This is a genomic window from Corynebacterium sp. HMSC11E11 (assembly GCF_001807025.1).
Classification (GTDB): domain Bacteria; phylum Actinomycetota; class Actinomycetes; order Mycobacteriales; family Mycobacteriaceae; genus Corynebacterium; species Corynebacterium freneyi.
This window is the reverse complement of sequence record NZ_KV787163.1, coordinates 1-14,162: the sequence shown is the minus strand read 5'-3', so window position 1 is coordinate 14,162 and position 14,162 is coordinate 1. Positions and strand designations below refer to the sequence as shown.

The following is a 14,162-nucleotide window of genomic DNA, read 5'->3' as shown; positions in this document are numbered from 1 at the left end:
TACGTCTAGTTTTGGGGTGGGGGCACCTGCAAGCCCGCGACCAGGGGGAGAGTCGCCGCCCGCGCCGCATCGCCGTCGGCTGCGGGGCATAGGATGGGAGGCAGATTCGCGGTGGACGGGAACGCCCTGCAAGTGGGCGGCGGCCCTCGCCACTGTGATCGGGGTGACCCCGGTCCGGCACATGCCACCGGGCTCCGCACGGCCGATGGCAAAGGACCGGCGGGGCGCGGGAAGGCGTCGGAGCGGATGTTTCGCGGCACGTCCCGCGGGGCAGCCCCGTCAGCCAGGAGACCGGCCGTGGATCGGCCCCGGCGTCGATGGGCGCCGGGTGGATCGGTGCGCCACCCGCGAGGTGACGGGGGCGCGTGAGGATAAATTCACATGCATATCGCAGAGGGCTTTTTGCCCGTCGGCCATGCGGTGGGGTGGACGGTGGCCGCGGCGCCGTTCGTCGTCCACGGTGCGTGGCGAGTCAACAAGCTGCTCAAGGAGAAGCCGGGCACCGGTTTGCTCCTCGGCGCCGCCGGCGCGTTCACGTTCGTGCTGTCGGCCCTGAAGATCCCGTCGGTGACCGGCTCGACGTCGCACCCCACGGGCACGGGCCTGGGCACGGTGATGTTCAGGCCGCCCATCATGGCCGTATTGGCCTCCATCGTTCTTCTCTTCCAGTCGTTGCTGCTGGCCCACGGCGGCATCACCACGCTCGGCGCGAACGTGTTCTCCATGGGCATCGTCGGCCCGTGGGTCGCGTGGGGCGGGTACGTCCTGACCAGGCGTTTGGGCGGCGGTTTGCTGCCCTCGGTGTTCGTCGCGGCGTTCCTGGCGGATCTGTCCACCTACGTGGTCACGGCCACGCAGCTGGCGTTGGCGCACCCGGCGGATCCGGGCGGGTTCGGCGGTGCGCTGGCGACGTTCCTGTCGCTGTTCGCCGTCACCCAGATCCCGCTGGCCGTCATCGAGGCGCTGCTGACGGTGCTGGTGGTCAAGGCCCTGCGCACCGTCGCGGAGAAGGAGCTGTTCTCCCTGGGCGTGCTCAAGAAGAACGAGCTTTCCGACGTCGCGATCGCCGACGCGGTCGCCCATGACGAGCGCCTGACCGCCCCCGCCGACGCCGACGAGAAGGAGACCGTGCGATGACCGCCTCGAATCAGACCCACACGCCCCCGAAGCGCTCCGGTGCGGGGGTGACCATCGGCCTCATCGTCCTGGCCGTCGTCATCGCGGTGTTCCCCATGTTCTTCAACCTGGGCGATCCCGAGGAGGAGCCCTTCGGCGGCGCGGACGGTGCCGCCACCGAGCTCATCGAGGAGAGCAACCCGGACTACGAGCCGTGGTTCGAGCCGGTCGTCGACGAGCTGCCGGGCGAGGTCGAGTCCGGTCTCTTCGCGCTGCAGGCCGGCCTGGGCGGCGGCGTGCTCGGTTACGCGCTGGGCTTCTACCGTGGCCGCAGCAAGGAGCGGGAGTCCTCGTAGCGTGAACGCCCTCGAAACCGCCGCGGCCCGCAATCGGTGGGCGCGGCGCAACGTCGGCGAGAAGGCCCTGTTGTGCGGTGGCCTGCTGTTGCTGGCCATTTCGTTGCCCCCGTGGCCGGCGGCCGTGCTGATCATCGTCGCGGTGGCGGTCGCGGCCGTCATCGCGAGGGTGCCGGCGGGGTTGTTCCTGACCCTGTGGTCCGCTCCCGCCGCGTTCGTCGCGGTGGGCATTCTGCCGTTGTTGTTCACCATCACGCTGGACGGACTGGTCTGGTCGCCGACGGGGCCGCAGCGCGCGGCGGAAGTCGTCGCGCGGGCGACGGCGGCGATCGGCTGCACGATGTTGTTCACGGTGACCACGCCGTTGTCGGAGGTGCTCGCCTGGTTGAATCGGTCGGGCATTCCGCGCACGTTGACGTATTTGGCCGAGCTCATCTATCGGATGGTCGGCTCGTTGGCGGGCACGGCGAAGATGATGCATGAGGCGCAGGCCCAGCGCCTGGGCCACGTCACGCGGCGCGGGTTGCTCACGGGCGTGGCGGCGCAGTCGGCGAATCTGTTCGTCTTGTCGTTCGAGCGGGCCCGCCGTCTCGGCGAGGGCCTGGAGTTGCGCGCCGAGCCGGGTGCCGCGGGGGTCATGGTCGTCGACCGCCCGCGCGACGCCCGGTTCCTGGTCGCATCGGTCGTGGTGCTCGTCGTCGTCACGGCGGTCACGGCCGCGGTGCGGGGGTGGTTGCCGTGAGCATTCTCGCCGCGCGCGGCGTCGGGTTCCGGCATCCCGGTGTGCGCGTGCTTGACGACGTCGACCTGGAGATCTTCGCCGGGGAGCGCATGGCGCTGCTGGGGGCGAACGGTTCCGGCAAGTCGACGTTGCTCCGCTTGTTGGCCGGTGCGATCCGGCCGTCCGCAGGGCGGCTCGACTTCGACGGTTCGCCGTTTTCCTATTCCCGCCGCGGCCGCAATCATCTGCGGCAGCGGGTCCAGCTGGTGCTGCAGGATCCCGACGATCAGTTGTTCGCCACCTCCGTCGCCGCCGACGTTTCCTACGGCCCCGTCAATCAGGGGTTGCCGGACGACGAGGTGCGCGTGCGCGTCGCCGAGGCCATGGCCGCCGCCGAGATCACCGATCTCGCCGACCGTGTGCCGCACCAGTTGTCCTACGGGCAGCGCAAGCGGGTCGCGTTGGCGGGTGCGCTGGCCATGCGGCCCGACGTCCTGCTTCTCGACGAGCCCACCGCGGGACTCGACCCGGCGGCGACGCGCACTCTGCTGGACACCCTCGGCGCGCTCCACGATCGGGGCGTGGCCGTGGTGATGGCCACCCACGACATCGACGTCGCCTGGGCCTTCGCCGCCCGCGCCGCCGTCCTCGTCGACGGGTCGGCGGTCACCGGAGACGCCGCCGACGTCCTCGTCGACGCCGATCTGGTGACGCGGGCGCGACTGTCCCTGCCCTGGGCGCCGGTGGTGGCCAGGGCGCTGGGACGCGACCCCGCCACCATCCGCGGCCCGGAGGACCTGCTGGGCCGATGACGCCCCAGGTGGGCGTCGTCAAGCGAAAAGAACCGCTCCACCCGCGCGCGGACTGCCGGAACGCGCGCGGGGGAGCGGTCTTTCATTCATCGCCGCAGCATGCGGCCGACGGTAGGAGGCCCGTCGACCCGACTGCTACAGCGACGCCCGGACCTTCCGGGCGGCTTTCACGAGAGCGTCCAACGACGCCCTGGTCTCGGGCCAACCGCGGGTCTTCAACCCGCAGTCGGGAACCACCCACACCCGGTCGGGGCCGAGGGCGCGGGAGGCGTGGTCGATGCGCGCCGTGACCTCGTCCACGCCCGGTACGCGCGGCGAATGGATGTCCCACACGCCGGGGCCCACGGGCAGGTCGAAATCGGAGGCGGCGATGGCGTCGACGAGCTCGAAGCCGGCGCGGGCCGCCTCGATCGTGGTGACGTCGGCGTCCATGTCCCGGATCAGATCGAGGATCGACTCGAAATCCGAGTAGCACATGTGCGTGTGCAGCTGGACGTGGTCCGCCAACCCGCCGGTGGCGGTGCGGAACGCCTCCACCGACCACTCCGCGTAGGCGGCGCGGTCCTCCGGGCGCAGGGGCAACAGCTCGCGGATCGCGGCCTCGTCGACCTGGATCACCCGCGCGCCCGCCGCCTCCAGGTCCTCGCACTCGGCGCGGATGGCCAGCGCCACCTGATGCGCGGTGTCCGCCAGGGGCTGGTCATCGCGGACGAAGGACCAGGCCAACATGGTCACCGGGCCGGTGAGCATGCCCTTGACCGGCCGCTCCGTCATGTCCTGCGCCGCGCGGAACCAACGCACCGTCATCGGCTCGGGGCGTGAGACGTCGCCGTGGAGGATCGGGGGACGCACGCATCGGGTGCCGTAGGACTGCACCCACGCGTTCGACGTGCAGTGGAACCCGTCGAGCTGCTCGGCGAAGTACTGCACCATGTCGTTGCGCTCCGGCTCGCCGTGCACCAGCACGTCCAGCCCCAGCTTCTCCTGTTCGTCGATGACGTGCAGGATCTCCCGGACCATCGCGGCCTCGTAGGCGGGCGCCGACGACTCGCCCCGTGCGAACGCCGCCCGGGCCGCACGGACCTGCGGCGTCTGCGGGAAGGAACCGATCGTCGACGTGGGCAGCGGCGGCAGGTCCAGGCGCCGGCGCTGGGCCTCCCGGCGCTCCGGGAACGGGGCCCGGTCGTGGACCCCGCCCTTGCGTCGGGGCACACGGTGCTCCACGCCTGCCGCGGGTGCGTCCGAATCGGGCTGCCCGGCTCGCCCGGCTCGCCCGGTCTGCTCGGCCTGCTCGGCCTGCTCCTCGTTCGCGGCGGTCTCCGCGTCGGCGAGGATCCCGTTGCGGCGGATGCGCTCGCAGTTCGGGTGGTGCAGGGCGCGGGCGAGTGAGACGACCTCGATGATCTTCTCCTCGCCGAACGCCAGGCGGGCCCGCAACTCCGGTTCATCGGCCAGCGACGGCTCGGCGGCCAACGAATGGGGCACGTGCAGCAGCGAGCAGGACGTGGACACCGCGACCGGGTGCGACTGCGCGACCTCGGCGAGCGTGCCCAGGGCCCGGGCGCAATCCGTGCGCCACACGTTGCGGCCGTCCACGACGCCCGCGACGACCAGCGTCGACGTCGGCAGGGCGGACAGATCCGGGGCGGCTCCCGCGACGTAATCCACGCCGACGGCGTCGACGCCGGTGCCGGAGAGAAGGTCCACCGTTCGCTGGGCGTCGGTGAAATACGTCTGCGCCAGCACGCGCACGCCCCGGACGTGGGCATGGACGACCAGGCGGCGCCACTGCTCCGACACCTCGCCGTCGCGGCCCGTCGGCAGATGCCCGGTGTTGAGGGCCGGTTCGTCGAACTGGATCCACTCCACGCCCTCGTCGGCGACGGCATCGACGATGTCGCGGTACGCGTCCACGAGTTCGGGCAGGCGGTCCAACGGCGCGCCGACGGTGCCGTCGGCCATCTTCGACAGGGCCAGGAACGTCACGGGGCCGATGAGCACCGCCCGCGCCGGCGCATGATGGCGGCGGGCCCGGCGCAACTGCGCCACCAGGAACGACGGGTCGGCGGCGAAGGGTCGGGCCGGATCGAGCTCCGGGACCAGGTGGTGGTAGTTCGTGTCGAACCACTTGGTCATCTCCAACGGCGCAATCCCCTCCGCGCCGCGGGCGGCGGCGAAATAGCGGTCCAGCCACGTCGGAAGCAGGTCGTCGGCGGAGGGGTCACGTTCGGGGTCGGACCCGGAACCGGGCTCATGGTCGGCGATGTCGTCGACGCGCGCGGGCAGGGCGCCCACCATCGCGGCGACGTCGAGCATCTGGTCATAGTGGGAAAACGTGCCGACGGGCACCGAATCCAGGCCGGTCGCGGTCGCGCGCGTGAGGCGGCGATCGATCAACGTGGCGGCGGTGTCGGCCAGGTCCGGTGCCAGGGCCGGGTCGCGCCAATAGGCCTCGATGGCCTTCTTCAGCTCCCGGTGGGCGCCGATGCGCGGGAAGCCCGGCACCGTCGCGGTGAACGGCGGGCGTTGGCCCGCCCGGGTCGAACGTGTGGTCATGGGGGTGATCTCCTCGATCCTCGTCAAGAAAGACCGGGGTCGCACCTGAACCTGCGCCGAAGCCACCGACGGGGAGACTCGCCCGTCGGTTTACGCCACGTCGCGCCAGTCCACGAGCGCCCTCGGTGAGCCGGATCGGATGAGCCGGCACAACGGGCAGGTATTCGGGCTCGCCGGCGTGCGCCCAAGTGGGCGGGGCCTACCGGCCGTCGCTTCCCGGGGCATCGACCCCAGTGCCTTTGACGGCTTTCGTTCCGGCATACCGCTGCGGGACAGCTCCGGATTCTCACCGGATTCCCTCTTGCGTCCGACATCCCGCGACAACCGCGGGGGCGGAACCAGTTGCGCAGGTCACCTTAGGATGAAATTCGCAAAAAGAAAACTCGGGTGGCGAAGGTCTGCCAGGTGGTCGTCGTACAGCAAGGTTGGCCGGGGTAAAATCGGGCACCAAGCAGGGAGGCGAAGAGTTAACAGTCAATTCGCAACATTAACACGGTGCCCCCAAATGTGGTCGCGCCATACCTCCTCCTAGATTTCGTGACCCGCGTCACATACGTTTTCGGTTAGCGATCGTTAACCAAAACATGACGGGCGGAAGCCCGCGGCGAAGGGAAGAACAGGCATGACCATCCGCATCCCCCACATCATCGGCGGCGAAGAAGTCCACGCCGACGGCGCCACCATGGACGTCACCATCCCCTCCACCGGCGCCGTCCGCGGCACCGTCGGACTGGCCGACCGCGCACTCGTCGACCGCGCCGTCGCCAACGCCAAGGAGGCCCAGAAGGACTGGGGCGCGTGGAGCCCGCTGAAGCGCACCCGCGTCCTCAACGAGTGGATCCGCCTCATCCGCGCCAACGCCGACGACATCGCCCGCGACCTTTCGCTCGAGCACGGCAAGACCTTCGCCGACGCCCACGGCGACCTGCAGCGCGGCCTCGAAGTCGTCGAGTTCTCCCTCGGCGCCCCGCACCTGCTCAAGGGCGAGTTCTCCGAGTCCGTCGGCACCGGCGTCGACGTCCACTCCGTCCGCCAGCCCCTCGGCGTGGTCGCCGGCATCACCCCGTTCAACTTCCCGGCCATGATCCCGCTGTGGAAGGCCGGCCCCGCCCTCGCCGCCGGCAACGCCTTCGTGCTCAAGCCCTCCGAGCAGGACCCGTCCGTGCCGGTCACCCTGGCCAAGCTCTTCCTCGAGGCCGGCGGCCCGGCCGGCGTGCTCAACGTCGTCCACGGCGCCCACGACGCCGTCAACGGTCTGCTGGAGCACCCCGACGTCAAGGCCATCGGCTTCGTCGGCTCGACCCCCGTCGCCGAGCACGTCTACGTCACCTCCGCGAAGCTGGGCAAGCGCGCCCAGTGCTTCGGCGGCGCGAAGAACCACATGATCATCATGCCGGACGCCGACCTCGACCGCGTCGTCGATGCGCTCATCGGCGCAGCGTACGGCTCCGCCGGCGAGCGGTGCATGGCCATCTCCGTCGCCGTGCCGATCGGTGACGAGGTCGCCGACGCCCTGCGCGACGCCCTCGTCGAGCGCATCAAGGAGCTCAAGGTCGGCCACTCCCTCGACCCGGACGCCTCCTACGGTCCGCTGATCACCCCGCAGGCGCTCGAGCGCGTCCGCGACATCGTCGGCTCCGCCGAGTCCGAGGGCGCCACCGTCGTCATCGACGGCCGCGAGTCCGGCGCCACCGACGCCGAGTTCGAGGGGGAGTCGCTCGCCGACGGCCTGTTCATCGGCCCGTCGCTCATCGACGACGTCAAGCCCGGCATGCGCTGCTACGATGAGGAGATCTTCGGCCCCGTGCTGTGCATCGCCCGCGCCAAGGACTACGAGGAGGCCCTGGCCCTGCCGAACGAGCACGAGTACGGCAACGGCGTGGCCATCTTCACCCGCGACGGTGACGCCGCCCGCGACTTCGCCTCCCGCGTCGAGGTCGGCATGGTCGGCGTCAACGTCCCGATCCCGGTCCCGGTGGCCTTCCACACCTTCGGCGGCTGGAAGCGGTCCGGATTCGGCGACCTCAACCAGCACGGCCCGGACGCCTTCCGCTTCTACACCCGCACCAAGACCATCACCACCACCTGGCCGAAGGGCCCGCGCGAGGGCGCGTCCTTCAACATGCCGGTCCTGGGCGCCTGACCGCCGGAACCGCCCGCAGGAACCGAAGCACCCGCCGGAATCACGGCACCCGCCGGAATCGAAGGAAGATCAGGAAGGCACCCATGACCTGGATCACCGAAGACCAGAAGATGCTCGCCGACACCATCGACGCGTACGTGGCCAAGCACATTGCGCCGTACGCCGCCGAGTGGGACGCGAACCACCATTTCCCCGTCGACGAGATGCGCGGCCTGGCCGAGCTCGGCGTCGGCGCCCTCTACTGCTCCGAGGACCACGGAGGCACGGGGCTGACCCGTTCCGACGGCGTGGTGGTGTTCAACCGCATCGCCCGCGGCTGCCCGGTGACGTCGGCGTTCCTGTCGATCCACAACATGGTGACGTGGATGGTCGACGAGTTCGGCACCGAGGAGCAGCGCGCGGAGTTCGTTCCGCGGTTGGCGTCGATGGAGGTTTTGGGTTCGTACTGCCTCACCGAGCCCGACGCCGGTTCCGATGCGGCGTCGCTGTCGACGCGCGCGGTCAAGGACGGCGACGAGTGGGTGCTCGACGGCGTGAAGCAGTTCATCTCCGGTGCCGGCGCCTCGGACGTCTACCTGGTCATGGCCCGCACGGGCGCCGAGGGCGCGAAGGGCATCTCGGCGTTCCTGGTGGACAAGGGCACCCCGGGCCTGTCCTTCGGCCCGAACGAGAAGAAGATGGGCTGGCGCAATCAGCCGACCGCGCAGGTCATGTTCGACGGGGTGCGCATCCCGGCCGACCGCCTCATCGGCGGCGAGGGGGGCCTGGGCAAGGGCTTCACCATGGCGATGCGGGGTCTCAACGGCGGCCGCATCAACATCGCGGCCTGTGCGTTGGGCGGCGCGGAGTTCGCCTTCGGCCGCGCGGTGTCCTACCTGCGGGACCGCAAGGCGTTCGGCGGCACGCTCATCGACAATGATGCGCTGCGCCACCGCATCGCCGACATGGCAGCGGGCCTGCAGTCGTCGCGTCTGATGCTGTCGCATGCGGCCAATGCGCTGGACACGAAGGCCCCGGGGTACCCGGAGGCGTGCGCGATGGCGAAGCTGCACGTCACCGAGACGTGTTTCCACGTCGCCGACGAGGCCCTGCAGTTGCACGGCGGCTACGGCTACCTGGAGGAGTACGACGTCGAGCGCATCGTCCGCGATCTGCGCGTCATGCGGATCCTCGAGGGCACCAACGAAATCATGCGCATGATGCTCGGTCGCGCCGCCGCCAAGGGCGCGCTGACCTTCTAGACCCTTCAGATCTTCCGGCCCCGCCGGCCCCGCCGGCCCCGCCGACTCCGGTCGGTCCGGGTCGGCTCCGTTGCGGCACCGATTGCTTGACGACGACCCACCCCCACACACGAGGAGCGAGAATCCAGATGAGCACCACCGACATCCGCACCGTGGCCGTCATCGGCCTGGGCAACATGGGCGGCCCGATGGCCGTGAACCTGGCCAAGGCGGGCCTTGACGTCCATGGCTCCGATCCGTCGCCGGAGGCGCGCCAGACCGCCGCCGACGGAGGCGTGACCGTCCACGAATCCGCCGTCGACGCGGTTGCGGCGGCCGACGCCGTGGTGACGATGCTGCCGAACGGGAAGATCGTCGGCGCCGTCTACGACGAGCTGCTGCCGGTCACGCCGGCCGGGGCGCTGTTCATCGATTCGTCGACGATCGCCGTCGACGACGCCCGGGAGCTGTCCGCCCGCGTCGCGGCGGCCGGCCACCGGCACGTCGACGCCCCGGTGTCCGGGGGAATCTCGGGCGCGGCGGCGGGCACGTTGGCCTTCATGGTCGGCGGCGACGAGGCCGACGTCGAGCGCGCCCGCCCGGTCCTCGAGCACATGGGCCGTTCCATCGTGCACTGCGGCGACTCCGGCGCCGGTCAAGCCGCGAAGGTGTGCAACAACATGGTCCTGGCCGTCGAACAGATTGCCATCGGCGAGGCGATGTTGCTCGGCGATAAGCTGGGCCTGACCCCGGAGGCGTTCCACGAGGTCGTCTCCAACTCCACCGGCGCCTGCTGGGCGTTGACGGTCAACTGCCCGGTTCCGGGTCCGGTGCCGACGTCGCCGGCGAACAACGGTTTCAAGCCGGGCTTCGCCACCGCCCTGATGGACAAGGACCTCGGCCTGGCCGAGCACGCCCTGGACACCGCCGGCACCTCGGCGCCGATGGGGCGGCTGGCCCGCGAGCTCTACTCGCGATTCCTGGCGGACGGCAACGGCGGCCTGGACTTTTCTGCCATCATTGAACAGACCCGGGCCGATGGCGCGGCCTCCGACGAAAGGAACTAGAAAAACCAATGTCCGAAGGCACCTACGAAACCATCCTGACCTCCGTCGAGGGGCGCGTGGCCACGATCACGCTGAACCGCCCGAAGGCGCTCAACGCGCTGAACACGACGGTGATGAACGAGCTGGCCGACGCGGTGGAGGGCTTCGACCGCGACCACGGCATCGGCGCCATCGTGATCATCGGCTCCGAGAAGGCTTTCGCCGCCGGCGCCGACATCAAGGAGATGAAGGACCTTTCGTACAAGGACGTCTACCTGGACGACCTTTTCGGCGGCTGGGATCGCCTGTCCCGCGTGCGCACGCCGATCATTTCCGCGGTGTCCGGCTACGCGCTGGGCGGCGGCTGCGAGCTGGCGATGATGGGCGACATCATCCTGGCCGCGGACAACGCCAAGTTCGGTCAGCCGGAGATCACCCTGGGCGTCATCCCCGGCATGGGCGGTTCGCAGCGCCTGACCAAGGCCGTGGGCAAGTACAAGGCCATGGATCTGGTGCTCACCGGCCGCATGATGGACGCGGAGGAAGCCGAGCGTTCGGGCCTGGTGTCGCGCATCCTGCCGTTGGAGGGCTTCGCCGAGGAGGTCGCGAAGATCGCGGAGAAGGTGGCGAACATGCCGCTGACCGCGTCCTACATCGCCACCGACGCCGTTGACCGCGCGCTGGAGACCACGCTGACCGAGGGCATCCACTACGAGCGCCGCGTGTTCTACTCGCTGTTCTCCACCGCCGACAAGTACGAGGGCATGAACGCCTTCGCGGACAAGCGCAAGCCCGAGTGGGAGCGCTGATCGGCGGCCTCGGGTAGTCCGGGACGAAGTCGTACGGGGCCGGCCGTCGTCAAGCAGGATGTGCTTGACGACGACCGGTCCCGCCCCGTTTCCGCCGGTCGCCCCGCATGCCCCGGGGGTGGGAAACGGGCCCGCGACGGTCACCCCGGGAACGCGAATGGAGATATTTCCGTATCGCGGGGGTGGGATATCCGCCAAAATTGTGAGGATCGCCGCAATGCAGGGGCACCCTTTTGGAGGGTATAGTTTCCGGTGTACGGAAATGCGCCCCCCGCTCGGGGCCACCTGGCGGTGGGCGGCAGGTAGGGCAGCAGGAGGCACGTTCATGGATCCCCACCGAATTCTGGACGACGACGAGGTAGTCAAGTCGTCTCTGGTCACCCTGAAGAACGCGACCGGGATCCCGGTGACCATGTACGCCGACGTGATCGACGGCGGAAAGATGCAGATCAGCCACTGGGTGGGGCTGCGCACCCCGGCGTTGCACAACCTCATCGTCGAATCCGGTGCCGGCGTCGGCGGCCGGGTGATGTCGACCCGCCGGCCCGTCGGTGTCAGCGACTACCTCCGGGCGAAGGTGATCACCCACGAGTACGACCAGAACATCAAGGACGAGGGCCTGCATTCCCTCGTCGCGGTGCCGGTCATCGTGGCCCGTCAGGTGCGCGGCGTGCTGTACGCGGGCGTGCATTCGTCGGTGCGGCTGGGCGACAAGGTGCTCGAGGAGGTCACCATGACCGCCCGCTGCCTGGAGCAGGATCTGTCGGTGGCCGACGCGTGCCGCAACATGGACCGAGCCTCCGGCGGCAAGGGCGGCCGCGTCATGAACGGCGCGGAGTGGGAGCAGGTGCGCTCCACCCATTCGAAGCTGCGCATGCTGGCCAACCGCGTCGACGACGAGAAGCTGCGCCAGGAGCTCGAGGAACTGTGCGACCAGATGGTCACGCCCGTGCGGGTGAAGCAGACCACGAAGCTGTCGGCCCGTGAGCTCGACGTCCTGGCCTGCGTGGCGTTGGGCCACACCAACGTCGAGGCGGCGGAGGAGATGGGCATCGGCGCCGAGACCGTGAAGTCCTACCTGCGGTCGGTGATGCGCAAGCTCGGCGCCCACACCCGCTATGAAGCCGTCAACGCCGCGCGTCGCATCGGCGCCCTGCCCTGACGGCGGGCGCGGTTTCGCGCAGCGTGTTTCGCGTGACGACGGGTCGGCGTGGGGGCCGGGCCGCCGTCACGCGTCGTCGTTGCCTTGGGTGGAGGAGTCGGATCCGCGTTCGCCGCCCGGCACCCACAGCACGTCATCGCCGTCGTTGGCGACGCGGGAGAGGATGAACAGCAGGTCGGACAGCCGGTTGAGGTATTTCGCCGGCCATGGCGACGTGGTGTCCGGGAATTCGCGCACCGCGGTCCAGGCCCTGCGCTCCGCCCGGCGGGCGACGACGCGCGCCGAATGCAGCAGCGCGCCGGCCTTCGTGCCGCCCGGGAGGATGAAGGACTTCAGCGACGGCAGGTCCTCGTTGAAGGAATCGCACCACCGCTCCAGCTGGGTGACGTAGTCCTCCGTGATGCGCAGCGGCGGGTACTCCGGGTCGGCTTCGATCGGGGTGGCCAAGTCGGCGCCGGCGTCGAAAAGGTCGTTTTGGATGTGGCGCAGCACCGCGGCGATGTCCTCGGACGGTTCGCCGAGCGCCAGGACCTGGCCGATGGCCGCGTTGGCTTCGTCGCAATCGGCGTACGCCTCCAGGCGCGGGTCGTCTTTGGGGACGCGGCTGAAATCGGACAGGCCCGTGGTGCCGTCGTCGCCCGTGCGGGTGTAAATGCGGGTCAGGTGAACGGACATGGCCCCACTCTAGGCGGCGCTTGCGGCGGTGGTGGGAGAAGGAGCGGCGGCCGCGGGGGAAGTCGCGGCGGCGACGGCGAAAGTGTGGTTTCGTGGGGGCCGTGGCGAATGAACGATTCCTGGTCAAGGGCGGCGCGCGGCTGAGCGGACAGGTCCGCGTGTCCGGCGCGAAGAACTCCGTGCTCAAGTTGATGGGTGCGGCGCTGTTGGCGGAGGGCACCACGGTGCTGACAAACTGCCCGGCCATCGACGACGTGCCGCTCATGCAGAAGGTCCTCGAGGGGCTCGGGTGCACCGTCGAGCGCGAGGGCGACGTCGTGCGCATCGACACTCCAGCCGAGCTGTCGCCGCAGGCGGACTTCGACGCGGTGCGCCAGTTCCGCGCGTCTGTGTGCGTGCTCGGCCCGCTGACCGCGCGGTGCCGCAAGGCCATCGTCGCCCTGCCCGGCGGTGACGCCATCGGTTCGCGGCCGTTGGACATGCATCAGTCGGGTCTGGAGAAGCTCGGCGCCCGGACGTACATCAACCACGGGTGCGTCGTGGCCGAGGCCGATGGGCTCACCGGCGGGCACATTTCGTTGGACTTCCCGTCGGTCGGTGCCACGGAGAACATCCTCACCGCCGCCGTGCTCGCGAAGGGGCGCACGGTGCTGGACAACGCGGCGCGAGAGCCGGAGATCGTCGACCTGTGCGACATGCTCGTGGCCATGGGCGCCCGCATCCGGGGCGCCGGTTCGAACACCATCACCGTCGATGGGGTGGAGAAGCTGACCCCGACGCAGCATGAGGTCGTCGGCGACCGCATCGTCGCAGGCACGTGGGCGTACGCGGCGGCGATGACCGGCGGCGACGTCACCGTCGGCGGCATCAGCCCGGCTCACCTGCATCTGGCCCTGGAGAAGTTGAAGAACGCCGGGGCGCAGGTGGAGACCTACGGGTCGGGATTCCGCGTGCGCATGGAGGGCCGGGCGAAGGCCGTGAATTACCAGACCCTGCCGTTCCCGGGGTTCCCCACGGACCTGCAGCCCATGGCCATTGCGTTGGCGGCGGTGAGCGAGGGCGTCAGCGTGCTCACCGAGAACGTCTTCGAGTCCCGTTTCCGGTTCGTCGACGAGATGATTCGCCTGGGCACCGACGCGACCGTCGACGGCCACCACGTGATGATCCGCGGCAAGGAGCGTCTGAGTTCGGCTCCCGTGTGGTCGTCGGACATTCGCGCCGGCGCCGGATTGGTGCTGGCGGGATTGTGCACCGAGCCCGGCGACGTCACGGAGGTCCACGACGTCTATCACATCGATCGCGGCTACCCGACGTTCGTGGAGACGCTCAATTCGCTCGGCGCCGACATCGAGCGCGTGCGGTAGCGCCGAACTGCGGAGTGACCTGGCGTTTTGCTTTGTTCGGCGCGGCGTGTGTAATGTTCTGGTGGTCAGCGCGACCGACACCGCAAGGTGATCGGGTCACTGGCTGGGGGAAGAGCGAGAAACATTCTGGTTCGAGCCGTTTGCGCGGCAGATTCCGGGTGTGGTAAGTTCTTCTCTTGCTG

General features: G+C 69.7%; 12 protein-coding genes and 2 riboswitches. Of the genes, 10 read left to right on the top strand and 2 right to left on the bottom strand.

Annotation, left to right across the window (positions count from 1 at the left end; all coding sequences use genetic code 11):
• Window positions 1-115: 115 nt before the first annotated feature.
• Window positions 116-294: riboswitch (cobalamin riboswitch) on the top strand.
• A gap of 87 nt (window positions 295-381) precedes the next feature.
• The 4 genes from HMPREF3121_RS10090 to HMPREF3121_RS10075 are packed head-to-tail and all read left to right on the top strand — an operon-like array spanning window position 382 to window position 3,005.
• Window positions 382-1,137 carry an energy-coupling factor ABC transporter permease gene (locus HMPREF3121_RS10090; RefSeq protein ID WP_083291612.1) on the top strand — a complete coding sequence of 252 codons (756 nt, stop codon included), beginning with the start codon at window positions 382-384 and terminating at the stop codon, window positions 1,135-1,137.
• The gene (locus tag HMPREF3121_RS10085) at window positions 1,134-1,472 is read left to right on the top strand and encodes an energy-coupling factor ABC transporter substrate-binding protein (protein ID WP_070523060.1); all 339 of its coding nucleotides are present in this window, start codon (window positions 1,134-1,136) and stop codon (window positions 1,470-1,472) included. Before HMPREF3121_RS10090 ends, HMPREF3121_RS10085 begins: the two co-directional genes overlap by 4 nt.
• A gap of 1 nt (window position 1,473) precedes the next feature.
• The gene (locus tag HMPREF3121_RS10080; RefSeq protein ID WP_070523057.1) at window positions 1,474-2,214 is read left to right on the top strand and encodes an energy-coupling factor transporter transmembrane component T; all 741 of its coding nucleotides are present in this window, start codon (window positions 1,474-1,476) and stop codon (window positions 2,212-2,214) included.
• Window positions 2,211-3,005: an energy-coupling factor ABC transporter ATP-binding protein gene (locus HMPREF3121_RS10075; RefSeq protein ID WP_035122745.1), complete on the top strand. Its 795-nt coding sequence runs from the start codon at window positions 2,211-2,213 to the stop codon at window positions 3,003-3,005. The genes HMPREF3121_RS10080 and HMPREF3121_RS10075 overlap by 4 nt, the downstream gene beginning before the upstream one ends.
• 135 nt (window positions 3,006-3,140) lie before the next feature.
• Here the strand turns inward: HMPREF3121_RS10075 and metE are convergent, their stop codons facing one another.
• Entirely contained in the window at window positions 3,141-5,561 is a 2,421-nt protein-coding gene (metE, locus tag HMPREF3121_RS10070; protein WP_070523055.1) for a 5-methyltetrahydropteroyltriglutamate--homocysteine S-methyltransferase, read from the bottom strand.
• A gap of 137 nt (window positions 5,562-5,698) precedes the next feature.
• Window positions 5,699-5,919: riboswitch (cobalamin riboswitch) on the bottom strand.
• Between the two features lie 264 nt (window positions 5,920-6,183).
• On the opposite strand from metE, the gene HMPREF3121_RS10065 reads away from it, so the two are divergent.
• The 5 genes from HMPREF3121_RS10065 (at window position 6,184) to ramA (ending at window position 11,941) form a co-directional block, all read left to right on the top strand.
• A complete protein-coding gene (locus HMPREF3121_RS10065) occupies window positions 6,184-7,704 on the top strand; it encodes a CoA-acylating methylmalonate-semialdehyde dehydrogenase (RefSeq protein ID WP_070523052.1) in 1,521 nt (506 codons plus the stop codon).
• Window positions 7,705-7,787: 83 nt separating this feature from the next.
• The gene (locus HMPREF3121_RS10060; RefSeq protein WP_070523048.1) at window positions 7,788-8,945 is read left to right on the top strand and encodes an acyl-CoA dehydrogenase family protein; all 1,158 of its coding nucleotides are present in this window, start codon (window positions 7,788-7,790) and stop codon (window positions 8,943-8,945) included.
• A gap of 128 nt (window positions 8,946-9,073) precedes the next feature.
• Entirely contained in the window at window positions 9,074-9,991 is a 918-nt protein-coding gene (gene mmsB, locus HMPREF3121_RS10055) for a 3-hydroxyisobutyrate dehydrogenase (protein ID WP_141743070.1), read from the top strand.
• Window positions 9,992-9,999: 8 nt separating this feature from the next.
• Window positions 10,000-10,779: an enoyl-CoA hydratase gene (locus HMPREF3121_RS10050; protein ID WP_070523041.1), complete on the top strand. Its 780-nt coding sequence runs from the start codon at window positions 10,000-10,002 to the stop codon at window positions 10,777-10,779.
• Window positions 10,780-11,104: 325 nt separating this feature from the next.
• Window positions 11,105-11,941 carry an acetate metabolism transcriptional regulator RamA gene (gene ramA / locus HMPREF3121_RS10045; protein WP_035122738.1) on the top strand — a complete coding sequence of 279 codons (837 nt, stop codon included), beginning with the start codon at window positions 11,105-11,107 and terminating at the stop codon, window positions 11,939-11,941.
• A 66-nt stretch (window positions 11,942-12,007) separates the two neighbouring features.
• Here the strand turns inward: ramA and HMPREF3121_RS10040 are convergent, their stop codons facing one another.
• Complete coding sequence (locus HMPREF3121_RS10040; RefSeq protein ID WP_070523038.1) at window positions 12,008-12,616, bottom strand: cob(I)yrinic acid a,c-diamide adenosyltransferase; 609 nt, start codon at window positions 12,614-12,616, stop codon at window positions 12,008-12,010.
• A 101-nt stretch (window positions 12,617-12,717) separates the two neighbouring features.
• On the opposite strand from HMPREF3121_RS10040, the gene murA reads away from it, so the two are divergent.
• Window positions 12,718-13,980, top strand: coding sequence for a UDP-N-acetylglucosamine 1-carboxyvinyltransferase (gene murA, locus HMPREF3121_RS10035; RefSeq protein ID WP_210387273.1), 1,263 nt, complete (start codon window positions 12,718-12,720; stop codon window positions 13,978-13,980).
• Window positions 13,981-14,162 lie beyond the last annotated feature (182 nt).